The 21,454-nt window shown below is 69.7% G+C and carries 24 protein-coding genes; 10 read left to right on the top strand and 14 right to left on the bottom strand.

The annotated features are described in order from the left end of the window. Positions 1-29 precede the first annotated feature (29 nt). From FFS20_RS00910 to FFS20_RS00895, 4 genes are all read right to left on the bottom strand, one after another. A complete protein-coding gene (locus FFS20_RS00910) occupies positions 30-3,440 on the bottom strand; it encodes an error-prone DNA polymerase (protein WP_137824050.1) in 3,411 nt (1,136 codons plus the stop codon). Further along, a complete protein-coding gene (locus FFS20_RS00905) occupies positions 3,440-5,062 on the bottom strand; it encodes a DNA polymerase Y family protein (protein WP_137824049.1) in 1,623 nt (540 codons plus the stop codon). The genes FFS20_RS00910 and FFS20_RS00905 overlap by 1 nt, the downstream gene beginning before the upstream one ends. Beyond that, positions 5,052-5,771, bottom strand: a complete 720-nt coding sequence (locus FFS20_RS00900; RefSeq protein WP_249356344.1) for a DNA recombination/repair protein RecA — start codon at positions 5,769-5,771, stop codon at positions 5,052-5,054. Before FFS20_RS00900 ends, FFS20_RS00905 begins: the two co-directional genes overlap by 11 nt. Before the next feature lie 156 nt (positions 5,772-5,927). Then, on the bottom strand, positions 5,928-6,857 hold the full coding sequence (locus tag FFS20_RS00895) for a cation transporter (RefSeq protein WP_137824048.1): 930 nt from the start codon (positions 6,855-6,857) through the stop codon (positions 5,928-5,930). A 211-nt stretch (positions 6,858-7,068) separates the two neighbouring features. Here FFS20_RS00895 and FFS20_RS00890 point away from each other — a divergent pair, with 211 nt between their 5' ends. From FFS20_RS00890 to FFS20_RS00880, 3 genes are read left to right on the top strand one after another with little or no spacing between them, the layout of a single operon-like run. Next, a complete protein-coding gene (locus FFS20_RS00890; RefSeq protein ID WP_137824047.1) occupies positions 7,069-7,755 on the top strand; it encodes a class I SAM-dependent methyltransferase in 687 nt (228 codons plus the stop codon). 24 nt (positions 7,756-7,779) lie between these two features. After that, complete coding sequence (locus FFS20_RS00885) at positions 7,780-8,244, top strand: tRNA (cytidine(34)-2'-O)-methyltransferase (protein ID WP_137824046.1); 465 nt, start codon at positions 7,780-7,782, stop codon at positions 8,242-8,244. 35 nt (positions 8,245-8,279) lie between these two features. Then, positions 8,280-9,104 (top strand): PfkB family carbohydrate kinase, encoded by an 825-nt coding sequence (locus tag FFS20_RS00880; RefSeq protein WP_137824045.1) that lies wholly within the window; start codon positions 8,280-8,282, stop codon positions 9,102-9,104. Between the two features lie 139 nt (positions 9,105-9,243). Here the strand turns inward: FFS20_RS00880 and FFS20_RS00875 are convergent, their stop codons facing one another. Next, positions 9,244-9,498, bottom strand: a complete 255-nt coding sequence (locus FFS20_RS00875) for a type B 50S ribosomal protein L31 (RefSeq protein WP_009375892.1) — start codon at positions 9,496-9,498, stop codon at positions 9,244-9,246. A 177-nt stretch (positions 9,499-9,675) separates the two neighbouring features. Here FFS20_RS00875 and FFS20_RS00870 point away from each other — a divergent pair, with 177 nt between their 5' ends. Beyond that, the gene (locus FFS20_RS00870; RefSeq protein WP_137824044.1) at positions 9,676-10,239 is read left to right on the top strand and encodes a YbaK/EbsC family protein; all 564 of its coding nucleotides are present in this window, start codon (positions 9,676-9,678) and stop codon (positions 10,237-10,239) included. Positions 10,240-10,328: 89 nt separating this feature from the next. Here FFS20_RS00870 and FFS20_RS00865 read toward each other — a convergent pair whose 3' ends face one another. Then, entirely contained in the window at positions 10,329-11,114 is a 786-nt protein-coding gene (locus FFS20_RS00865) for a phosphatase (RefSeq protein WP_249356341.1), read from the bottom strand. A 272-nt stretch (positions 11,115-11,386) separates the two neighbouring features. Here FFS20_RS00865 and FFS20_RS00860 point away from each other — a divergent pair, with 272 nt between their 5' ends. Beyond that, on the top strand, positions 11,387-11,884 hold the full coding sequence (locus tag FFS20_RS00860; RefSeq protein ID WP_137824042.1) for a hypothetical protein: 498 nt from the start codon (positions 11,387-11,389) through the stop codon (positions 11,882-11,884). 16 nt (positions 11,885-11,900) lie between these two features. Here FFS20_RS00860 and FFS20_RS00855 read toward each other — a convergent pair whose 3' ends face one another. The 5 genes from FFS20_RS00855 to FFS20_RS00835 form a co-directional block, all read right to left on the bottom strand. Beyond that, positions 11,901-12,503 (bottom strand): maleylpyruvate isomerase family mycothiol-dependent enzyme, encoded by a 603-nt coding sequence (locus FFS20_RS00855; protein ID WP_137824041.1) that lies wholly within the window; start codon positions 12,501-12,503, stop codon positions 11,901-11,903. Positions 12,504-12,578: 75 nt separating this feature from the next. Next, on the bottom strand, positions 12,579-13,601 hold the full coding sequence (locus FFS20_RS00850; RefSeq protein ID WP_283202117.1) for an RNA polymerase subunit sigma-70: 1,023 nt from the start codon (positions 13,599-13,601) through the stop codon (positions 12,579-12,581). Beyond that, positions 13,598-14,551 (bottom strand): RNA methyltransferase, encoded by a 954-nt coding sequence (locus FFS20_RS00845; protein WP_137824039.1) that lies wholly within the window; start codon positions 14,549-14,551, stop codon positions 13,598-13,600. Before FFS20_RS00845 ends, FFS20_RS00850 begins: the two co-directional genes overlap by 4 nt. A gap of 25 nt (positions 14,552-14,576) precedes the next feature. Then, positions 14,577-15,395 (bottom strand): sulfite exporter TauE/SafE family protein, encoded by an 819-nt coding sequence (locus FFS20_RS00840; protein ID WP_137824038.1) that lies wholly within the window; start codon positions 15,393-15,395, stop codon positions 14,577-14,579. 15 nt (positions 15,396-15,410) lie between these two features. Further along, positions 15,411-16,196: an ABC transporter ATP-binding protein gene (locus FFS20_RS00835; protein WP_137824037.1), complete on the bottom strand. Its 786-nt coding sequence runs from the start codon at positions 16,194-16,196 to the stop codon at positions 15,411-15,413. A 43-nt stretch (positions 16,197-16,239) separates the two neighbouring features. Here FFS20_RS00835 and FFS20_RS00830 point away from each other — a divergent pair, with 43 nt between their 5' ends. Together FFS20_RS00830 and serB are read left to right on the top strand one after the other, a co-directional pair. Then, on the top strand, positions 16,240-16,974 hold the full coding sequence (locus FFS20_RS00830) for a hypothetical protein (RefSeq protein ID WP_137824036.1): 735 nt from the start codon (positions 16,240-16,242) through the stop codon (positions 16,972-16,974). Further along, complete coding sequence (gene serB, locus FFS20_RS00825; RefSeq protein WP_137824035.1) at positions 16,971-17,630, top strand: phosphoserine phosphatase SerB; 660 nt, start codon at positions 16,971-16,973, stop codon at positions 17,628-17,630. Before FFS20_RS00830 ends, serB begins: the two co-directional genes overlap by 4 nt. Here serB and FFS20_RS00820 read toward each other — a convergent pair. From FFS20_RS00820 to FFS20_RS00810, 3 genes are all read right to left on the bottom strand, one after another. Next, positions 17,608-18,096, bottom strand: coding sequence for a histidine phosphatase family protein (locus FFS20_RS00820; RefSeq protein ID WP_137824034.1), 489 nt, complete (start codon positions 18,094-18,096; stop codon positions 17,608-17,610). The two genes, serB and FFS20_RS00820, sit on opposite strands and share 23 nt — an antisense overlap. A gap of 4 nt (positions 18,097-18,100) precedes the next feature. After that, on the bottom strand, positions 18,101-18,859 hold the full coding sequence (fabI, locus tag FFS20_RS00815) for an enoyl-ACP reductase FabI (protein WP_137824033.1): 759 nt from the start codon (positions 18,857-18,859) through the stop codon (positions 18,101-18,103). A gap of 77 nt (positions 18,860-18,936) precedes the next feature. Then, the gene (locus FFS20_RS00810) at positions 18,937-19,647 is read right to left on the bottom strand and encodes a beta-ketoacyl-ACP reductase (protein ID WP_137824032.1); all 711 of its coding nucleotides are present in this window, start codon (positions 19,645-19,647) and stop codon (positions 18,937-18,939) included. 119 nt (positions 19,648-19,766) lie between these two features. Here FFS20_RS00810 and FFS20_RS00805 point away from each other — a divergent pair, with 119 nt between their 5' ends. Genes FFS20_RS00805 through FFS20_RS00795 form a run of 3 tightly spaced genes read left to right on the top strand, consistent with a single transcriptional unit; the run spans position 19,767 to position 21,444 of the window. After that, a complete protein-coding gene (locus tag FFS20_RS00805; RefSeq protein WP_137824031.1) occupies positions 19,767-20,339 on the top strand; it encodes a DUF3099 domain-containing protein in 573 nt (190 codons plus the stop codon). Next, positions 20,336-20,548: a hypothetical protein gene (locus tag FFS20_RS00800; RefSeq protein WP_137824030.1), complete on the top strand. Its 213-nt coding sequence runs from the start codon at positions 20,336-20,338 to the stop codon at positions 20,546-20,548. Before FFS20_RS00805 ends, FFS20_RS00800 begins: the two co-directional genes overlap by 4 nt. Next, the gene (locus tag FFS20_RS00795; RefSeq protein ID WP_137824029.1) at positions 20,548-21,444 is read left to right on the top strand and encodes an SURF1 family protein; all 897 of its coding nucleotides are present in this window, start codon (positions 20,548-20,550) and stop codon (positions 21,442-21,444) included. Before FFS20_RS00800 ends, FFS20_RS00795 begins: the two co-directional genes overlap by 1 nt. Positions 21,445-21,454: the final 10 nt, after the last annotated feature.

Below are 21,454 nucleotides of genomic sequence, written 5' to 3'. Positions count from 1 at the left end.
ATGTGGCCGACCTCACCGAGGCGGCCCCGTCACCGGAAGTTGCGGGCCTTCGTCGGCAGCTGGACCTCGAGCGGGACGAGCTTATGGGCATAGAGGCTCACGACGTCTCCGCCGCGCTGGATGAGCCCGGTGACGACGAGGGCGTTGCGGGAGGTCGCGACCGCCCGGAACCGCTTCATCAGCCCGGCGGTGGCGACGACGTTGAGCATCCCGAACTCGTCCTCGAGGTTGATGAAGGTGATCCCCGAGGCGGTCGCCGGGCGCTGCCGGTGGGTGACGAGCGCGGCGACGGTCATCCGCTTGCCGTCGGGGGCAGCGGCGGCATCGGCCGTCGAGGCGTACCCGCGTTCGCGCAGCGACTGCCGGAGGATCTCCGTGGGATAGCCGTCGACGGTGATCCCGGTGGAGAAGAGCTCGGCCAGGGTCGTCTCGAAGGCGTCCATCGTCGGCAGGGCCGGGGCGTGGGAGACGGCGCCCGTGCCCGGCAGCACGCCCGGATGGGATCCGGCGACGCCCCCGGCCAGCCACAGCGCCTGCCGCCGGTCGAGGTCGAAGCCGGACAGGGCCCCGGCGGTGGCGAGTCCTTCGAGGGCCTGCTTCCCGATGCCGGTGCGTTCGGCGAGGTCGGCCACCGAGGCGAACGGCGCGTGTTCGCGTTCGGCGACGATCACCTCGGCGAAGGAGCCGACATGGGAGACCGAGTCGAGGCCGAGCCGGATCCCCAGCTCCCCGGTCTCCGTGGCCTCGAGATCGGTGCCGGCCGAGGAGCGGCTGAGGTCGACGGGCAGGATCGGCACCGCGTGCCGGCGGGCGTCGGCGATGAGCGACTGCGGGGAGTAGAAGCCCATCGGCTGGGCGCGCAGCAGGCCCGCGGTGAACGCGGCATGGTGATGGTATTTGAACCATGCGGACTGGTAGACGAGGTTGGCGAAGCTGATCGCATGCGATTCGGGGAACCCGTAGTTCGCGAACGCCGCGATCGTGTCGAAGATCTTCTCCGCGGTCTCCGCGCCGACGCCGCGCTCCTGGGCCCCGGTGCGGAACTTCTCCGCGAGCTCGGCCATCCTCCGCTGGGAGCGGCGCGAGCCCATCGCCTGCCGCAGCCGGTCGGCGTCGGCCCCGGAGAAGCCGCCGACGTCGATGGCCATCTGCATGAGCTGCTCCTGGAACAGCGGGACCCCGCACGTCTTGGCCAGGGACTTCTCGAGCAGCGGGTGGAGGTATTCGACCGCGTCGAGTCCCTGCCGCCGTCGGATGTAGGGGTGGACCGACCCGCCCTGGATGGGGCCGGGGCGGATGAGCGCGACCTGGACGGCGAGGTCGTAGAACTCGAGCGGTCGCAGGCGGGGCAGGGTCGCGAGCTGGGCGCGGGACTCGACCTGGAAGACGCCGACGGCGTCGGCCCGGCAGAGCATCTCGTACACCCGCGGGTCCTCATCGTCGATGAGGGCGCGGTCGATGCGCTCCCCGGTGTGCCGGTCGACGAGGTCGACCATCTCGTGGAGGGCGGTGAGCATCCCGAGGCCGAGGAGGTCGAATTTGACGAGGTCCATCGCCGCGCAGTCGTCCTTGTCCCATTGGACGACGGTGCGATGGTCCATCGTCGCATGTTCGATGGGCACGACCTCGCCGATGGGACGGTCGGCGAGGATCATCCCGCCGGAGTGGATGCCGAGGTGGCGGGGCGAGCCGAGCAGGTCACCGGCGACGTCGATGACCTGGGCCGGCACCGGGGAGTCCGCGGCCTCGGGCAGGGTCGACCAGCGGTTGCTCGCCTTCGAGAACGCGTCCTGCTGCCCCGGGGCAAAGCCGAGGCTGAAGGCGGCGTCGCGGATCGCCGACTTCGCCCGGTAGGTGATGACGTTGGCGACCTGGGCCGCCCGCTCCCGCCCGAAGTGGTCGTAGACGTACTGGATGACCTCCTCCCGCCGGCCCGATTCGATGTCGATGTCGATGTCGGGGTAGCCCTTGCGGTCCGGGGAGAGGAAGCGGTCGAAGAGGAGGTTGTGCTTGACCGCGTCGACGGCGGTGATGTCGAGGACATAGCAGACCGCGGAGTTCGCCGCCGATCCCCGGCCCTGGCAGAAGATCGCCTCCCGATGGCAGAAGCTCGTGATGTCGTGGACGATGAGGAAGTACCCGCAGAACCCGAGCCGGGCGATCATGTCCATCTCCCGGTCGAGCTGCTCCCAGGCCCGCGGATGCTCCGCCCGCGTCCCGTAGCGGGCGAGGCCGCAGTCGGTGACGAGCTCCCGCAGGTACTCCTCGGCCTCACGGTCATCGGGCATCGGCGCCTTGGGCAGTTCGGGGCGGGCCGAGCTCAGGGTGAACGCGCACTCCTCGCCGATCCGCACGGCCCCGTCGAGTGCGGCGGCGGGGAACTGCGCCGCCATCTCCTCTCCTGTGTGGATGCGGCCCACCGCTGTCGCCGGCAGCCACCCGGCGAGGTCGTCGAGGGAGCGCCGCGACCGCACGGAGGCCCGCACCTGTGCTGAGCGCCAGTGCGCCCGCGTGGCGAAGTGGACGTTGCTGCTGGCCGCGGTCGGCAGTCCCGTCCGGGCGGCCAGATCGGTCAGGTGACGCAGCCGCTCGTCGTCGTCCGGGGTGCCGTCGCGGCTGAGTTCGACCGCGACGTGGTCGGGACCGAAGAGCGCACTCAGCCGCCGCAGGGCGCCCAGCCCGCCGTCGGGGTCGCGCAGCGCCCGACGCAGGGGGCCCTTGCGGCAGCCGGTGAGGATCATCCAGTCCGCACTGGCCGCGGCGAGCTCCTCGAGGTCGAAGACGGGGCGGTTCTTCTCCCCGGCGAGGTTCGCCTGCGTGATCGCCGCCGAGAGGCTGCGGTAGCCTGCGACTCCGCGGGCGAGGACGAGCAGGTGCGTGGCCGCGGGATCGGTCTGGCCGGGGATCTTCTCGCTCAGCCCGACGGAGAGCTCGGCACCGAAGACGGTGGGCAGTCCCGCCTCGGCGGCGGCATGGGCGAAGCGGACGGCCCCGTAGAGTCCGTTGTGGTCGGTCAGGGCCATCGCGGTCAGGCCTGCGGCGGCACCGGCGGTGACGAGGTCCTCGGGGTCGGAGGCCCCGTCGAGGAAGCTGAACTGGGAGTGGACGTGCAGCTCCGCCCACGGTCGGGTCGCCGAGGGCAGGAGAATCGGGCCGCCGACGCCCGAGCTGTCTCCGAGGGCTCCCGGGTAGCGGGCGAGGCCGTCGGGGCCGCGCGGGCCGACGGAGACCGGGTAGCGGTCCGGGCGGGAGAAGGCCGGGGCGTCGGAGCCGTCGGCGTGCTTGTCGACCGGGGTGCGGTTCGAGCCGGAGGGGGTCGGCGTGCTGTCTGCCGGAGTGCCGCCGGTCTGTTTGCCACCTGCCTGCGTGCGTCCGGTCGGTTTGCCTTCGAGACGTCGGGCGAGTTCCGACCACGGGGTGCGCGGGTTCGAGAATCCCATCAGCGGTACCGTCCCGTGAGATACCACTGGCCGGATTCGCGGCTCAGCAGCAGCGCCTGACCGGACTCCGTGACGACCTGCAGCCGTGTCCGGTACGTCGACCGGGACGGATCCCACCACCCGGATTCGATCGGCCACGAGCCGGAGAAGTCGACGATCGCCTCGGTGGTCCCGGTCGGGAAACGGATCGTCTGCGGGGCGGCGCCGAGGCCTGCGGGACGCGCCTCGACGGGAAGGCCTCCGGCGGCGAGCACATCGACGGCGACCCGGTCGACGGTCGTCGGCCGCGGGGTGCCCAGCGATCCCGGCCAGGGAGCCTGCGGGTCCCGGGCCGGGGCGGCGGTCTGCTGCCACGGGGTCCAGAGGTTCGTCTCGGCTGGATCCCAGCCGCCCTGCAGGCGGGGCACGAGGACGGCGTCGGGGCCGAAGAGGCCCTGCAGGCGTTCGAGGGTGTGGGTGATCTGCCCCGTGTTCTCGTCGAAGAGGCTCTTCGTCGCACCCACCGGTGTCGTCAGCTCCGCGGCGATGAGGCCGAGCGCGGTGATCCCCTCCTCGGAGAAGTCCTCGGGATCGGGGCCGGGGTCATCGCCGTCGTCGGTCGGGCCGCCGAAGCTCCGGCCCCTGCCGAGGTTCCGGCCTCCGGTGCGGGGACGGCCGAGGCCGGCCAGCCAGCCTTCGGCCTGCCACCGCAGCCGGTCGGCGATGGCGTTCTCGGTCATGTCCTCGATGCGCCATGTCCGCCGCGCGGAGCGGTCGCCGGCGGCGCGGAGGTCGATGGTGATCTGCGTGCACACGAGGCCTCCCGCGCGCACCCGGGTCAGCAGGTCGGCGGCGAGCTGCCGGGCGAGGAAGCCGAGGGTGTCGCTGCGGGTGGTGGGGACGTCGAGGACGCTCTCGACCTGGAGGTCCTCCGTGCGGAGGTGGTCGCGCAGGGGCCTGCCGGGACGACCCGAGGCGAGATCGTGGGCGCGCCGACCGGCAGGGCCGAACCGGGACATCACATCGGTCGCGTCAAGGGCGGCCAAGGCGCCCAGACTCCGCAGGCCGAGGTGGACGAAGACGTCGATGAGGTCGGTCCAGTTCTCCCCGGTGACCTCGAGGGCGGTGATCGGCTGGGCGCTGAGGAACGCCACGGTCTCCCCCGGCGGGACACGTGTGGCCCTGCCGGCGGCGATCCGGGCGGCGAAGACGGTGTCGGCGATGCCGGGGAAGAACTCCCAGCCGGTCGTCGCGACGAGCGCGGAGATGAGGGCCTCGACGGCGTCGGCTTCGTCGGCATAGCCGTGCCGCAGAGCGTCGAGGGGAACGGCGAGGGTTCCCGGAGCGAGCAGGGTGAACCGGGCGACGAGGTCTTCGAGCGCCCCCACCCCGGCCGAGAAGTGCCGGTTGTCGACGTCTTCGTCCCACACGAGGATCTGCGCCTCGGGACAGCGGAAGCCCGCGGCGCGCTTGTTGTTGCCCACCGCGATGCCGGCGGTCCGGGCCGGAGCGTTGGCGGCGATGACCTTGCCGGCGTGGAGGACGGCGACCGGGGTGCCGGGACTGAGGTCATGCTCGACGGCAGCGGCCACCGCCGGCCAGTCGGGGACGGTGAGGACGAGGGTGCGCGTGTCAGCTGACACTGCGGATCACCGGCCTCTGCTCTGGGCCGGGCCCGACGGCTGGTTCGGCACTCGGCCCGGCACCCGGCACGGCATCCTGCCCGGCGGAGGCCGGCGCGGGGGTGCCGTCGGGTCCGGGGAGGAGGAAGCGGTGGACTCCGGTCTGCGAGCGGGCTTCGACGAGGCACGAGCGCAGTCGGCCGTGCCCGTGGTCGGTGCCCGACCAGTGGACGTCGGTGATCTCGATCTGCTCCGTGCTCCCCTGCAGCGGCGTGAGACTGATGAAGCTCATCTTCCTCTCGCGGACCTTGGCCAGCAGACGGGCGCGCTCGCCCGCGCTCGGCTGGTAGGCGGGATCGACGAGGAGGATGTCGAAGGATTCGATGAGGATCGAGGCCACCCGCAGCCAGTCCTGCGGTGGGGTGACGAGATTGACGAAGTGGTCGAGGTCGACGCCGAGGTCGGCGATCGAGGACACCGCCGGTTCGCCGAGGCCGATGCCGGCGCACCACTTCTGCTCCCGGGTGGCCGCCGCGACCGTCGCCAGGGCGCAGCTGAGCGACTGTCCGCCGGTCAGGGAGACGATCTCCCCGCGCGGCAGACCGCCGCGACGGAAGATCGGCGCGAGCACGGGATGCACGGGCCGAGGCGGATGGCCGTCGAACAGGGACGTTGCCGTGGAGATCCCCATCTCCCGGCTGAGCTGTTCGACGAGTGGTGCAGCGGACATGACATCTATTATCGAACTAGTGTTCGAAATAGGCAACATTCAGGCGGCAGCTGCGTTCGCTCGGGCGTGTCGCATCTTCGGCAGATACGGAATGTACGGGTTCATACGGACCCGAGCACTGAGCGCCCGAGTCCGGTCCCGTCCCTGCCCTCTGCCTCACTCGGGCAGCGCCGGGGCCTCCTTCGTCGTGAAGGACACCGTGATCCACGCGTGCGGATCGTCGCCGCCGAGGCGCGCCTCGGCCTCGTCGCGGATACGATCCCAGTCCTCGAGCGGACGGGCAGGCAGACCGCGGGGAACGTAGAAGACGATCTCGATCGTCCGCGCACGGCCCTGCGCCGTCGCATACACCCGGAAGTCGTCGAAGCCCTCGGCCGCGCAGATGTCTCGGGCGACCGCCTCGGCGTCCTTCCGCAGCGCGGGCGGGGTGACGAGGGAGACCTGGGCCAGGGCACGGCGCGCCGTCGACAGCGGCACGGGGATGAGGACGGCGGCGACGACGGTGAGGACGGCCGGGTCGACGTAGGGCATGAGCCAGGCGGCCTCGGTGCCGTCGATGAGCATGCCGATGATGAACGCGACGAGCAGGGCACCGGTGACGCCGCCGGCCATGATCCACCCCTTGACGTCCATCGCGACGAACTCGGAGCCGATCCGCCGGTTCGCCCGGTGTTCGAGGGTGCCCATGACGGCGGTGATGAGGACGACGACTGCGGCGTAGACGACGGCGGGGCCGAAGTCGACCGGGCGCCCGCCGCTGAGCAGCGCCGAGACCGCTTGGAACAGGGCGTAGGCGGCCACGCCCATCATGAGCACCGAATTGATGAGGAGGACGATCGGCTCGAAGTGCCAGAATCCCATCGTGAACGCGTTCTGCGTGCGCAGCGACAGTCGGTTCGTCACCGACCGTGAGATGAGACCGGCCACGGTGAGCGAGACGACCGACATCACCGCGTCCATGAGGGAGAACACGCCGTCGAAGAGGATCGCGAACGACCCGGAGACGAGTCCGAAGCCGATCCCGAGCACGGACACGAGGAGGATCGCGGCCAGGGAGACCTTGAGTGCCTGCTGTTCGGTGCGCATGTGGCGGCGAGCCCCTTCACCTCGGCGGATGTCCGATCTCCATCCTATAGAGCGCCGAGGCGGTCATCCGGTCCGCACCGGACGGACCCATCCGCACCGGACTGACCCATCCGCACCGGGCGAAGCGTCCCCACGGGGACACAGGGCCGTCAGGGCGCGCTGTCCCCGCGGAGGCGTTTCGTTTGTGCCCGGCACGGTCTAGGCTCAGGGCATGAACGCCTCCGACTACGTGACCGCGACCCGCACCTCCTATGACGCGATCGCCAAGACCTACACGGACTGGGTCTCCGCCGAGCTCACCGCCAAGCCCCACGATCGCGCCGTTCTCGGCGCCTTCGCCGAACTCGTCCTTGCCACCGGGCACCCCGAGACCCTCGATCTCGGCAGCGGACCGGGGCGGATCACGGCGTTCCTCACCGGGCTCGGCCTCGACGCGACCGGTCTCGATCTCTCCCCGGAGATGATCGCCTCCGCCCGCAGCCTCTACTCCGATCTCGAGTTCACGACCGGTTCGATGACGTGCCTGCCGTATCCGGCGAGCAGCTTCTCCGGCCTCGTCGCGTGGTATTCGATCATCCACGTCCCCGATGACGACCTCGATCAGGTCTTCGCCGAGGCGGCGCGCGTGCTCCGCGCCGGCGGGTACTTCCAGCTCGCCTTCCAACTCGGCGACTCCGTCGACCACTTCTCCGACCTCGCCGGGTTCGACGTCGACCTCGACTTCCACCGCCGCAGTCTCGACGACGTGCTCGAGCGCCTCCGTCCCCACGGCTTCTCTCCCGTCACCCGGCTCGAACGCGAACCCGACGCCGCCGGCCGCTTCCCCGAGTCGACCCGGCAGGGATACCTTCTCGTGCGCCGGGACTCCGGTGACCGCCTCGGCGAGGATCATTACTGACCGAGGTGAGATGATGTCAGTGATATGAGCATCGACATCGTCTTCCACACCCCCGAGATCCCCGGCAACACCGGCAATGCGATCCGTCTGGCCGCCGTCACCGGGGCACACCTCCACCTCGTCGAACCGCTCGGCTTCGATCTCACGGACGCGAAGCTGCGGCGGGCAGGTCTCGACTACCACGACCTCGCCCACGTCACGGTCCATCCCGATCTCGACCACCTGTGGGAGGTCCTCGGCGACAGGCGGGTCATCGCGTTCACGACGCACACGTCCGACTCCTTCGCCGAGGTGGCCTACGCGGACGGCGACGTCCTCCTCTTCGGTCAGGAGTCGACGGGTCTGCCCGATGCCGTCGTCGACGATGAGCACGTGAACCTGCGGGTGCGGATCCCGATGCTGCCGGGCCGGCGCTCCCTCAACCTCGCGAACTCCGCCTCGATCGCCGTCTACGAGGCATGGCGTCAGCGCGGATACGCGGGCGCGTAGACTTCTCGTCGACAGTTTTTCCCGAAAGGACCACCATGACCGCCAAGTTGCTCACCATCGCCGGCTCCGACGTCTCCGGCGGGGCCGGACTCGAAGCCGACCTGAAGATGTTCGAGGAGTACGGTGCCTTCGGCACCGCCGTCGTCACCTGCATCGTCACCTTCGACCCGGAGGACTCGTTCAACCACGCGATCGACTTCATCGAGCCCGAGGTCGTCAATCGCCAGCTCGCCTCAGCACTCGCGATCCACCGCTTCGACGCGATCAAGTCCGGCATGCTCGGCTCGGTCGAGTCCGCCCTCGTCCTCGCCGAGGACCTCAAGGACAATCAGCTGCCGTACGTCTTCGACCCCGTCCTTGTGTGCAAGGGCTCCGGGTCGATGGTCGACCTCCGCGACCTCTTCGTCGAGAACCTCGTGCCCCTGGCCACCGTCATCACCCCGAACCTCGAAGAGGCGGCCGTGCTCGCCGGCATCGACCCCATCGACTCCGTCGAGGGCATGATCGAGGCCGCGCAGATCATCCACGGGCAGGGAGCTCAGAACGTCGTCGTCAAGGGCGGAGCGCGCCTGGCCGGTGAGGACGCCATCGACATCCTCTTCGACGGCCAGACCGTGACGACCCTGCGCTCGCGCAAGGTCAACGACAAGCTCGTCAACGGCGCCGGCTGCTCGTTCGCCTCGTCGATCGCCGCCGGCATCGCCACGGGACTGTCGATCCCCGACGCCGTCGTCAAGGCCAAGGAGACCGTCGCCCACGGGATCGCAGCGAGCCTCGACAACGCCACCGGCGTGTCCTCGCTCCTCCACCCGGCCGCCCGCACGACGCCGTCGGCCGAGGTCGCCGTGACCGTCGCCTGAACGCCACTGCGGCCTGAGGCCCACCGCGCCCGGGGCCTCCCCGCGGGGACGCCCCTGGGATGCAGAACTGCCCCGCACACCACTTGGTGTGCGGGGCAGTTTCGCGTTCGCAGATTCGCGGTGGGAACCGCGAGGGGGATCAGCGCTTGCCGAAGCCCTTGTAGCGGTCCTTGAACTTCTCGACGCGGCCCGCGGAGTCGAGGATGCGCTGCTTGCCCGTGTAGAACGGGTGCGAGGCGCTGGAGATCTCGACGTCGATGACGGGGTAGGTGTTGCCGTCTTCCCACTCGATCGTCTTGTCGCTCTTCGCGGTCGAGCGCGTGAGGAACTTGGTGCCGGACGCGAGGTCGTTGAACACGATCGGCGCGTATTCCGGGTGGATGTCCTTCTTCATATTCTTACCTTTGCTGAATCCGCTCAGGCGCCTGGTATGGGTCCGACCCATCCGCCAGTGCCCGAATTCGTCTGCTGAAAACGCTTCGCGCCGTAGGAACCGGACGCGAACCGACAGTCCAGTCTAACCGACGCAGGCCCCCAATGCGATTCGACACCGGTCTCCTAGACTGTGGGCATGAACACTGCCCTCCCCACCCGGGCCCGTCTCAGCGCCCAGTTCGACGTTCGCCCCGCCGCGCAGGCACCCGACCTCATGGCCGCCCCGACGGCCGCGGCTCTGCCGACGGTCACCGGTGACGTCGAGGTCTTCGCGATCGATCCCGAGATCGCCGACACCGCGGCCCTTCTCGCCGCGACCGGGCTGGGCCCGGAGACCTCGGCGAACTGCGTCCTCGTCGCCGGTGCCCGCTCGGGCGAGGAGCGGATCGCCGCCTGCCTCGTCCTCGCCGACACCCGAGCCGACGTCAACAAGCGCGTGAAGAAGCTCCTCGACGTCCGCAAGGCATCGTTCCTGCCGATGGACCGGGCCGTCGGCGAGTCCGGCATGGAGTACGGCGGCATCGGCCCGATCGGTCTGCCAGGCACCTACCGGATCCTCATCGACTCCCGCGTCGCCGAGGCCGATGAGCTCATCATCGGCTCCGGCATCCGCGGGTCGAAGCTCCTGCTCTCCGGTGCGGCTCTCGCGTCGCTGCCGGGCGCCGAGGTGATCGAGGGCCTGGCGACAACGATCAACTGAGGACGGCGCCCGGACTCACCCGGCGGCGCCAAGTCTCACCTGGCGCCTTCCGCTCCTGCTCAGTCGAGTTCTGCTCAACCGAGTTCAGTTCAGTCGAGTTCTGCCCGTTCGAGGCCGGCCCGGTCGAGGACGAACTCGACGAGCGGACCGTAGAGGTAGGGGTCGACGTCGTCATCGAGGGGCACGACCGTCTCGATGGCACCCTGGGCCTCGGCGACGAAGAGCGCCGGATCGTTGCAGTCGGCATAGCCGACGGTGCGCAGTCCCCTCGCCGAGGCGGCCCCGGCCCAGCCGTGATCGGCGACGATGAGGTCGGGCAGCGGCTCGCCCCGGCGCGCGAGGTCGTCGAGCAGGGTCTGCATCGGTTCGGCCAGATGCGTGTGCGGGGTGCCGCCGTGGAGCTGCCAGACCCAGACCCGGTCGATCTCGCGCAGGTCGCCGCCGAGTTCGGGCAGCGGGACCGAGGACGACTGGCGCACGATCACAGCCCCGCGCTCCTCAGCCGCTTCGGCGATGGCCATGTGCACGGGCAGGAGGCCTGCCGGGTGGCCGGTGGCGAAGAGGATCCGTCCTCCGGTCCGGGCGACGTCGCCGATGGCGGCCGCGAGTCGTTCGAGGGCGTCGATGCAGCGCTCGGTCGAGATCGTGTCGACCCCGTGGGTGAAGTCCTTCTCCGGGCGCAGACCCGCACGCTCGACCATGAGCGCGAAGACGGAGTCGAAGTCCCAGTCCTCGGTGAGGGTCACCCCGAAGTCGAACTGGCGTTCTCCGGTGAGGAAGCGCCGCATGTGGTCGAGGTTGTTGTCCCGCGGAGTCGCCACCTCCCCTGTGATGCGTCCGGTCTCCAGGGCTTGGGCTAGGGTCGTGCGGTCCACTGATCTCCTCATACGGGGCGGCTGTGCTGTCACAGCGCCGGTCTCTCCGCCATCGCCTCTCTGTCTCCGGCAACGGCTCTCACAACTCTATACAGTCCCGCGACCGCGCGGCCCCAGCACGCCCGAGAGGGCGGAGGCGGCGACGGGTGTTCCCGAGGTGTTCATGCGGAGGTCACATCACCTCAGCGCTGAGGTCGTCCATCGGGACTGCTCGCCGAGGCGGGTCACCGCGGGACCTCCCCAACCGGGCGGAGTGCGCGTACCCTGGTGGCATGAGCTCAGCGATGCGCGTCATCAGTGATCCGGCCGCCTGGCTCGAGCGCGCCTTCGCCGCTCCCGACGAGGACGTCATCCTCGTCAGCCCTCACCTCGCCCGCAGTTTCGGTGAGCGCATCGCCGAGGCGGCCGCAGGCTCTCCGCGGACGTGGGCAGTGGTGACGACGATCGATCCCGTGGCCGTCGCCGGCGGTTATCTCTCGGTCGACGGTCTCCAGCGCCTCCTCGACACCGGAGTCCAGATCCAGCATGTCGACCGTCTGCGCACGCACTGCTTCTTCGTCGGCCGTCGCGCCCTGCTCGGGTCGCCGAATCTCGGTGCCGCGGCACCCGGGGCTGCCTACCTCGATGAGGACGATTCCCAGTCCGGTGAGCTCGCCGTCGAACTCACCGACGACGACCTCGCCGCAGCGTGGCGGGAGATCGCGGCGCTCCGCTCCGTCATCGTCGATGCCCGCGACCTCAACTGGCTGCGGCAGCAGGCCGGTCGCTGAGCGCGGGGCAATCCCGCTACACCACCGCGCCACCGGCACGCTTCGTCACCGTCAGCAGCATCTCCTTGGCGCTCATGCGGATCTCGCGCGGTCCCTCCCCGAGGGTGAGGTCGACGTCGTCGGCGATGAGCCGCGAACCGGTGAGGTCGACGCCGAAATGGGAGAGGTTCCGCTCCCCCGCGTTGTCGAGGACGAGACGGATCCGCTCGGGAGGCGCCGCCGGCAGTCCGAGTGGTTCGGTGATGTCGAGGCCGTGGATGACATCGTGGCTGAGCGCGCCGGCGACGCCGCCTCCCGGTGGCCGCCAGTCGGTGTCGATGTTGTTCCGCAGGACAGCGAGCAGCTGCGCATCCGAGAGCTGCTCCGTGTCGGCTCTCGCCCTCCGATCGGCGAACCGATCGAACCGGAAGCCGTTGCTCACCACGCCGAAGAGGAACTGGGGCACACTCAGCCGGAAGGGCATCGAGAGGTGAGCGGCGACCTCTCTCACCCGCCACCCCTCGCAGAGCGAGGGCGTCGCCCACTGCTCCTCGGTGAGGCCGGCGAGCAGATCGGTTAGCCGGGTGCGTTCGGCAATGGTCTCGCTGCGGATGAGCTTCTCATTCATGTTCTCAGTCATACTCCTGATACGGATGAAGGGCACGCGATTCATCGGTTCGGGGAAAATTTCCTCCCCAGATTCGATCGGTCCTGGTCAGCGGCGTTCCGACCCCACAGAGTCCGGCTCGAGGCGCAGCGGCAGCCCGAACTCCGTGAACCGGTCACCTGTGCCGAGGAACGTGACGATCTCGGCGATCGCCCCATCACTGATCTCGGCGACGACGAGCGCGAACGGGTGGAGGACACCGCCCTCGCGGCGGTACTGCCCGAACCCGGCCGTGCCGTTGATCGGCACGCGCAGGAGACGATCGCCGACGCAGGCATCGGCGGCGGCGAAGACAGCCAGGTACTCCTCACGACTCTCAAGCCGCCACGAGAACGGCGGCATCGACATCCGCAGGTCCTCCCGGAGCACACGTTTGAGCCCGGCGACGTCGTGGGCTTCAAAGGCGGCGACGTAGTCGTCAAGCAGTCGCTGCTGGTCGGGATCGGCGAGGGACTGCTGGGCGAGGGGTTCGGGCGACGCCGCGGACAGCCGCGCTCGGGCCCGCTGCAGGGCGCTGTTGACGGCGGACACGCTCGTGTCGAGGATGTCGGCGGTCTCAGCGGCGTCGAAGCTGAGCACCTCCCGCAGCAGGAGGGTCGCGCGCTGGCGCGGCGCCAGACACTGGAGGGCGGCGACGAAGGCGAGCCGCACCGACTGCCGTTGGGCGACGATGTCGGCCGGATCGTCGGCGCAGATCACTGCGGCGTCGGGCATCGGCTCGACGAAGCGAGCGGCGGGCAGCGGCTCGCCGAGGTCAGCGGAGTCGGCGCGCGTGCGGGCGGGACCGAGATCGACAGCGAGTTCACGGCGCGCGGCGCTGCGGGCGAGGTCGATGCAGATGTTCGCGGCGATCCGGTGCATCCACGTCGAGAGCCGGCCCCGGGCGGGGTCGAAGCGGTCGAGAGCACCGTGGGCGCGGATGATCGTCTCCTGCACCGCATCGTCGGTGTCGGCGGCACTGCCGAGCATCCGGTAGCAGAAAGCGGTGAGCCTGCCCCGCATCGCCTCGAGGTCGTCGACGGTCGGTGTGACGGACGTCATAGCGTCATTGTCGCACGCCCGCTGACTCACCGACCCTGCAGGGCGAAGCACGTGACCGCCGAGGCGGCGGCGACGTTGAGGGAGTCGACTCCCCCGCTCATCGGGATCATCACCGTCGAATCGGCGGCGGCGATCGTCGCCCTCGCCAGTCCGTCGCCCTCGGTGCCGAAGACGACGGCGGTGCGCTCCGGGGCGGTGGCCGCGAACTCCTGGATCGAGACCGAGTCCTCGTCGAGGGCGAGGGCGGCGACGTGGAACCCGAGCTCCCGCAGGGTCGCAGCCCCACCCGGCCACGGGTCGATGCGCGTCCACCGGACCTGGAAGACCGTGCCCATCGACACCCGGATCGACCGGCGGTAGAGGGGGTCGGCGCACCGCGGCGTGACGAGCACGGCGTCGACGCCGAAGGCCGCGGCCGAACGGAAGATCGCGCCGACATTCGTATGGTCGACGACGTCCTCGATGACGACGACCCGGCGGGCCTCGGCGAGCAGATCGGTGAGCGGGGGCAGGACCGGGCGCTCCATCGCCGCGAGTGCCCCGCGGTGGAGGTGGAAACCGGTGAGCACCTCGACGGCGTCGTCGGTGCCGATGTGGATCGGGGCGTCATTGCCGGCGATGAGATCGGCGAGATCGAAGAGCCACTTCGGGCTCGTCAGATATGACCGCGGTGCCATGCCCGCGGCATGGGCACGGCGGATGATCTTCGAGGATTCGGCGATGAAGAGGCCCTCGGCCGGTTCGCGGACACTGCGCAGGGCGACGTCGGTGAGGTCCGTGTAATCGGCCAGCGCCGCCCCGGCCGCGTAATCGGCCAGCGCCGCCCCGGCCGCAGCACCAGCGCCCCCGGCCGCACCCGCGTCTGCCCCGCCGACCTCGGCAGCGTCGAAGAAGTGCAGGCGGTCGGCAGCGATCCCGAGTTCCGCCGCCCGTGCGATGATCTGCTCCCGGGTCAGCGGAGCCTTCGCCGGAGTGTTCACTGCCTGTCCCCCATCTGAGCGCCGCTCACAGCGTGAGGATCCGCACGATCGCCACGATGCCGAGGACGACGATGACCGCCCGCAGCAGACCCGGGGAGAACTTCCGTCCCACCCGGGCACCGATGTAGCCGCCGATGAGCGAGCCCCCGGCTACGCAGACGACTGCCGTCCAGTTGATCCGGTCGTGACCGACGATGATGTACGTCGTCGCCGAGACGGTGTTGACGACGAGGACGAGGACGTTCTTCAGCCCGTTGAGCCGCTGCAGGTCGTCGGTGAGGACGAGCCCGAGCAGGGCGACGAGGATGATCCCCTGCGCCGCGGCGAAGTATCCGCCGTAGATCGCGGTGAGGAAGATGATGATGAGCGCGACCGTGTACTTCGCCGGTCCAAGCCCCGCACCCGAGCCGTCGAGCGCAGAGGGGGCAACGACCGCCTCGGTGGCCTCCCGCCGCAGCGCCCGCTCCTTGAGGTACCGGGAGAGGTAGGGCTGGCCGACGACCATGACGACGGCGAGGACGAGGAGGATCGGCACGATCGTCTCGAACGCGTCCTCGGGCAGGTGGAGGAGCAGATAGGCACCGAGGAGGGACCCGGCCAGGGAGGCGGGAACGAACCCGGCGAACCGCTTCCACTGCCCCTTGAGCTCCTCCCGGTACCCGAACGACGAGGCGATGTTGCCGGGGACGAGGCCCACGGCATTGCTCATCGTCGCCACGACCGGGGGCACCCCGAAGGCGACGAGGACGGGGAACGTGATGAGCGTCCCGGATCCGACGACGGCATTGATCCCCCCGGCGCCGATGCCGGCGAGGATGATGAGTGCGATCTGCCAGATCTCCACGCTGTCAGCCGCGGTTCACGACTGGGAGCGCGCGTGGAAGCGATCGCCGTCGCGGGTGAGCTTGACGTCGAGGCCGAAGGTCTCCGAGAGGTTCTCCGCCGTGAGCGTCTCATCGAGCGGACCCGCCGCGACCGCCTTCCCACCGCCGAGGAGGAGCGCGTGGGTGATGCCCACGGGGATCTCCTCGACGTGGTGGGTGACCATGATCGTCGCCGGAGCCCACTTCGAGGAGAGGATCTCCGTGAGCGCGCTCAGCAGCTCCTCGCGACCGCCGAGGTCGAGGCCGGAGGCGGGTTCGTCGAGGAGGAGGAGTTCGGGGTCGGTCATGAGCGCACGGGCGATCTGGACGCGCTTGCGCTCACCTTCCGAGAGGGTGCCGAAGGTGCGCTCGGCGAGGTGGGTGATGTTGAAGGCCTCGAGCAGATCCTTGGCACGGTCGATGTCGGTCTCGTCGTACTGCTCGACCCAGCGACCGGTGACGCCGTAGGCGGCGGTGAGCACCGTGTCGAGGGCGGCTTCGGAGTTCGGGATGCGCCCGGCCAGGGCGGTCGAGGCGTAGCCGATGCGCGGACGCAGCTCGAAGACGTCGACCCGTCCGAGGCGCTCCCCGAGGATGCCGACCTTGCCCGACGTGGGATGCATGCGTCCTGCTGCGAGTTCGAGCAGCGTCGTCTTGCCGGCGCCGTTGGGGCCGAGGACGACCCAATGCTGGCCTTCGGAGACGGTGAGGGAGAAGTCTCGGAGGAGGAAGCTCTCCCCGCGGCGCACGGACACGGAATCCACAGTCAGCACATCACTCATATCACCCAACTCTATCTCAGCGGTGGGTCTATTCTGGTCCGACATGGACTCACTGCTCGACTCGCTGCTGCTCACGCTCGCACTCAATCACCGCCTGTCGGGGACCCGGGCCCCCGACGAGGTCAGCACTGCCTTCCTCGACGCCGAACGTGATGTTCCTCTCATCGTCTCCGATGCCGTCCTGGAGACGCCTGGCCCGACCGGTCTCCTCCTCTTCGCCGCGGCCGCGCAGGCGGCTGGGATCACCCATGCCCGTCTCGCCCTCCACCATCCCTCCCTGCCGCACACCACCCCGCCGGTCGCGAAGGAGGACCGTGCGCGCGTCGGTCGTCACCCCGCCCCCATCGTCCTCCACCGGGGCGCCGATCAGGTGGGGATCATGCTGCTCGGCGCCGAGGCGAACGTCGAGGTCATCGCGTGCCGGGAGTCCGTCTATCGCCCCGTCACCGTCGAGACGCCCGCCGAGGCACTGCGCCGGCTGCGGCTGCTCGTCATGGAGGGTCTGTCGATCGTCGAGTCGATCGACGTGCCCGAGCAGTGGCGGACCGCGCCGTGGCGGGACTGGCAGGAAGAGCTGACGTCGACGCACCCGCTGACGACGCTCCTGCCGCTCGACGTCGATTCGCGGGCGATCTTCGCCGCCCTCGACATCCACGCGCGGATGCGCACCGTCCTCGCCCCGGCCACACTCGACCCGCCGGTCTTCGGCGAGCTGCTCTCCCGCCTCCACCCTGCCGCCGCGGACTACGTCACCGCGGTGGCTACGATGAGAGGGTGACTGACTCTCCCGCGCTCGCCGCCCCCGTCCAGCTGCTCGTCATGGACGTCGATTCGACGTTCCTCAACGAAGAGGTCATCGACCTCATCGCCGACCATGCCGGAGTCGGCGCCCAGGTCGCCGACATCACCGAACGGGCGATGGCCGGTCAGCTCGACTTCGCGGCGTCCCTGGCCGAGCGCGTGTCCCTGCTCGCCGGTCTGCCCGTCTCCGTCCTCGACGCGGTCCGGGAGCGGGTGACGCTCACCCGCGGAGCCGCCGAACTCGTCGCCGCCGTGCAGGCCGCCGGCGGAGTCGTCGCCCTCGTCTCCGGCGGCTTCACCGCCGTCATCGGCCCGATCGCTGAGACCCTCGGCATCACCGAGGTCCACGCGAACGGTCTCGAGGTCAGTGAGGGCCGGCTCACGGGACGCACGCAGGGTCCCGTCATCGACCCGGGGGCCAAGGAGCGGATCTTCACCGAACTCGTCACCCGATACGACTGCGACCCCGAGCGGACCGTGGCGATCGGTGACGGTGCCAATGACATCGGCATGATCGGCGCGGCCGGGCTCGGGGTCGCATTCTGTGCGAAGCCGGCGCTGAGAGCGGCGGCGGACGTCGTGATCGACACCCGCGATCTCGCCGAGGTGGTCAGATTCCTCGGAACGACGTGACCTCGGGGGCCGGGTAGGCTCCGGGTTCGACGTCCCACGACGGCAGGTCGAAGACCGCGAGCGACGAGGGACGGAACGACTCCGGGACTCCGGCGTCGGCGGAGAGGTGACCGACCACCTCGGCGACGGTGGGCTGGTGGCCGACGATGTACGCGCACGTCGCAGCCGCCGGGATCGACCGGATCACGTCCATCCAGTCCTCGACTCCCCCGCCGTAGAGGGACTCGTCGAGGACGAGCTCGAGGTCGCCGCCGGACACCCGGTTGACGGCCTCGACGACGGCCTGCCCGGTCTGCGTGGTGCGCCGGGCCGCCGAGGCGATGGCCACCTCGGGTGACCATCGCTCGGCGATCTCGGCCCCGGCCTCGACGGCTTGGGCCAGTCCGGTCGCGCTCAGCGAGCGCTCGAAGTCGGTCGGACCGTTCGGTTCGGCCTTCGCGTGCCGGGCGAGGATGAGGACGGGCATGGTCTCAGGCGCCGGTCGAGTGGAATCCGCCGTCGACGTGGACCATCTCGCCGGTCGTCGCGGGGAACCAGTCGGAGACGAGGGCGACGATGGCCTTGCCGGCCGGCGTCGTGTCCTTCTGGTCCCAGCCGAGCGGGGCGCGCTCGCCCCACATGTCCTCGAGCGTCCCGAAGCCGGGGATCGAGGTCGCCGCCGTCGTCTTCAGCGGTCCCGCGGAGACGAGGTTGACGCGGATGCCCTTGTCGCCGACGTACTTCGCGAGGTAGCGGGCGGTCGACTCGAAGGCGGCCTTGGCCACGCCCATCCAGTCGTAGACCGGCCAGGAGATCGTCGCGTCGAAGGTCAGGCCGACGATGCCCGCGCCCGGGTTGAGCACCGGGAGGGCGGCGACGGTGATCGCCTTGAGCGAGTACGCCGAGACCTGGATGGCGGCCTGCACCGACTCCCACGGGGTGTCGAGGAAGACGCCGCCGAGGGCGTCCTTGGGGGCGAAGGCGATCGCGTGGACGATGCCGTCGATGTTGCCCTCGAGGCGCTCGGGCAGAGCGGCGAGGTCCTCTTCGCTCGTGGCGTCGAGTTCGATGACGCGCGGGGTCACGGGCAGGCGCTCGGCGATGACCTGGGTGATCTTCATCTGGCGGCCGAAGCTCGAGAGGATGACCTCGGCTCCCTGCTCCTGGGCGATGCGGGCGGCGGCGAAGGCGATCGACGCCTCGGTGAGCACTCCGGTGACGAGGATGCGCTTTCCGTCAAGAATTCCCATGGTGGTCCTTTCTCAGTCTGTTCTCTGATGCTGGTGCAGCGTCAGGCTGCTCAGTGTCTGGGGTCAGGGGGTGGTTGTCAGTGTCCCATGCCGAGGCCGCCGTCGACGGGGATGACGGCTCCGGAGATGTAGGAGGCGTCGTCGGAGGCGACCCAGCGGACGACGCGGGCGACCTCGTCGGCCTCGGCGAAGCGCTTGGCGGGGATGGTCGCGAGGTAGTCCTTCTGCTGCTTCTCGTCGAGCTCATCGGTCATGTCGGTGCGGATGAAGCCCGGGGCGACGACGTTGGCGGTGATGCCGCGGGAACCGAGCTCGCGGGTGATCGAGCGGGCGAAGCCGACGAGACCGGCCTTCGACGCCGAGTAGTTCGCCTGGCCGGGCACGCCGTAGAGGCCGGAGACCGAGGAGATGAGGACGATGCGGCCCTTCTTCGCGCGGATCATGTTGGTGATCGCGCGCTTCACAGTGCGGTAGGCACCGGTGAGGTTCGTGTCGATGACCGCTGCGAAGTCGTCGTCGCCCATGCGCATGAGCAGGTTGTCGCGGGTGATGCCGGCGTTGGCGACGACCACCTCGACGGGTCCGAGCTTCTCCTCGACCTCGCTGAACGCGGCGTCGAGGGACGCGGAGTCGGTGACATCGGCGGCGACGGCCAGGGCGCCGTCGGGGGCATCTCCGTTGCGGGAGGTCACGGCCACCTTGTCGCCGTTGGCGAGGAACTCCTCGGCGATGGTGCGGCCGATTCCGCGGTTGCCTCCGGTGACGAGGACTACACGTGGTTCTGACACGGGACTCTCTTCTGTTGGAACGACAGTACGGAGACCAACCTACCGTGTTTGGTGCGGCCTCGACATGCTCCCACAAACGAAGCGTATGATTTTGTAGGTAGACCCGAGTGAAGAAGGTTATGGCCAAGCACCCGCAGCAGATCACCACAGCAGACACTGCGCTCGACGACGATATGAAGTCGAGGATCATCAAGTATTCGATCACCATGGGGATCCGCACACTCTGCTTCGTGGCGGCCTATTTCGCGTTCGTCGCCTCGCAGCACGTCCTCATGTGGATCTGCGTCGCCGGCGCCGTGCTCCTGCCCTATCCGGCTGTCATCTTCGCCAACGCCGGACGGGAGCGCTCCCGCGACGACCGCTCGGCGCTCATCGACTCCGCTCCCCTCGACCAGCTGCCGCCCGGCCGCGGCGAGACGATCAGCGGCGACACCCTCGGCGGAGAGCCCGGTGAGGCGACCGCGGAGGACTCCGGGACCGGGCGCGCGCCGCGAGGCGAGACGATCCCCGGCGAGACCGTCGATCCCGGGACAGGCGATGCGGGAACCGACGGGACCGACCCGGGCACCGCCTCGGCGGGTCCGTCTGCACAGCGATCCCCGCGGATGACCGAGAGCGAACACCACTTCACCGCCTCGAGCAGCGGCGAGATCGTCGAGGACGACGATGAGAGCGCGGGTGGCCGCCGGTGACCGAGGCACTGCGGTGCTCGGCCAAGGGGTGCCGAGCCGATGCGACACGGGCAATCCTGTGGAACAACCCCCGCCTGCACACGCCTGTCAGGCGCAAGGTGTGGCTCGCCTGTGACGAGCACCTCGACCAGCTGCGGGAGTTCCTCACCCTGCGCAGCTTCTATCGCACCGATGTTTCCGTCGACGAGATCCCGGAGGACGCCGGCTGATGGCCCGTTACTCATTCCTCTTCAGTGCCCGGTGGCTCAAGTACATCGCGATGACGATCATCGTCGTCATCGCGTGCGTGTTCCTCGCGCTGTGGCAGAAGGACCGCCGCGCCGAACGCCAGGCGGAGATCGACACGATCAATGCCAACTACTCGGCGGCTCCCGTCGACATCTCCGCGGTGCTCCCGTCGACCTCGGCGACGCTGCCGGAATCCGCGGAATGGACGCCGGTGTCGCTGACCGGGCGCTTCGAGACCGAGGACACGGTGCTCGCCCGCAACCGCACCGTCAACGACAAGGTCGGCTTCTACGTCGTCGTCCCGTTCACCCTGACCAGCGGAGAGACGATCGCGATCGTGCGCGGATGGGTGCCCGAATCGACCGCGGTGCCCGAGGCCCCGGCCGGTGAGCAGACGATCACCGCGCGGCTGAAGATCGCCCAGGACGGCTCCGACGATGACAATCCCGACGGCATGATCAAGGCGATCGACCCGGCCCGGATCCCCGGCATGGGCGAGGCGTACGCCAATGTCTACGCCGAGGAGGCGGCGACGGGGGCAACCCAGGCCGAGGGCCTCACTCCCCTGCCGGCGCCCGACCTCAACCCCGGCAACCACCTGTCCTACATGCTCCAGTGGTTCGCGTTCGGGATCATGATCATCATCGCCGTGTCGATCTCGGCGCGGAGGGAACGCAAGGCGAACGCCGAGGCGGTGGCCACCGCGACGACCGACACCGAGTACGTCGTCGTCGACAAGGCGGCCCTCGACGCCGGGGCCAAGGTCAGCCAGCCGGGCAGCCGGTACGGCCGCAATCGCTTCGTCAGTCCCACCGTGCGCGGACGGGACGAAGCCGAGGAGGACGAGCTCCTCGAGGAGCGCTTCCGGTCGAGGTGAGCCCCCTGCG

Origin of the sequence: Brevibacterium sp. 2SA, from assembly GCF_005502845.1 — a bacterium.
Classification (GTDB): Bacteria; Actinomycetota; Actinomycetes; order Actinomycetales; family Brevibacteriaceae; genus Brevibacterium.
Note: the sequence above shows the minus strand (reverse complement) of the source record. Positions and strands in the feature narration are given on the sequence as shown.

What these genes read in the sequence shown, in the direction of transcription:
- FFS20_RS00910 (WP_137824050.1), bottom strand. Translation starts at nt 3,440, where the DNA reads ATGGGATTCTCGAACCCGCGCACCCCGTGGTCGGAACTCGCCCGACGT.
- FFS20_RS00900 (WP_249356344.1), bottom strand. Translation starts at nt 5,771, where the DNA reads ATGTCCGCTGCACCACTCGTCGAACAGCTCAGCCGGGAGATGGGGATC.
- FFS20_RS00895 (WP_137824048.1), bottom strand. Translation starts at nt 6,857, where the DNA reads ATGCGCACCGAACAGCAGGCACTCAAGGTCTCCCTGGCCGCGATCCTC.
- FFS20_RS00890 (WP_137824047.1), top strand. Translation starts at nt 7,069, where the DNA reads ATGAACGCCTCCGACTACGTGACCGCGACCCGCACCTCCTATGACGCG.
- FFS20_RS00885 (WP_137824046.1), top strand. Translation starts at nt 7,780, where the DNA reads ATGAGCATCGACATCGTCTTCCACACCCCCGAGATCCCCGGCAACACC.
- FFS20_RS00880 (WP_137824045.1), top strand. Translation starts at nt 8,280, where the DNA reads ATGACCGCCAAGTTGCTCACCATCGCCGGCTCCGACGTCTCCGGCGGG.
- FFS20_RS00875 (WP_009375892.1), bottom strand. Translation starts at nt 9,498, where the DNA reads ATGAAGAAGGACATCCACCCGGAATACGCGCCGATCGTGTTCAACGAC.
- FFS20_RS00870 (WP_137824044.1), top strand. Translation starts at nt 9,676, where the DNA reads ATGAACACTGCCCTCCCCACCCGGGCCCGTCTCAGCGCCCAGTTCGAC.
- FFS20_RS00860 (WP_137824042.1), top strand. Translation starts at nt 11,387, where the DNA reads ATGAGCTCAGCGATGCGCGTCATCAGTGATCCGGCCGCCTGGCTCGAG.
- FFS20_RS00855 (WP_137824041.1), bottom strand. Translation starts at nt 12,503, where the DNA reads ATGACTGAGAACATGAATGAGAAGCTCATCCGCAGCGAGACCATTGCC.
- FFS20_RS00835 (WP_137824037.1), bottom strand. Translation starts at nt 16,196, where the DNA reads ATGAGTGATGTGCTGACTGTGGATTCCGTGTCCGTGCGCCGCGGGGAG.
- FFS20_RS00830 (WP_137824036.1), top strand. Translation starts at nt 16,240, where the DNA reads ATGGACTCACTGCTCGACTCGCTGCTGCTCACGCTCGCACTCAATCAC.
- FFS20_RS00820 (WP_137824034.1), bottom strand. Translation starts at nt 18,096, where the DNA reads ATGCCCGTCCTCATCCTCGCCCGGCACGCGAAGGCCGAACCGAACGGT.
- fabI (WP_137824033.1), bottom strand. Translation starts at nt 18,859, where the DNA reads ATGGGAATTCTTGACGGAAAGCGCATCCTCGTCACCGGAGTGCTCACC.
- FFS20_RS00805 (WP_137824031.1), top strand. Translation starts at nt 19,767, where the DNA reads ATGGCCAAGCACCCGCAGCAGATCACCACAGCAGACACTGCGCTCGAC.
- FFS20_RS00795 (WP_137824029.1), top strand. Translation starts at nt 20,548, where the DNA reads ATGGCCCGTTACTCATTCCTCTTCAGTGCCCGGTGGCTCAAGTACATC.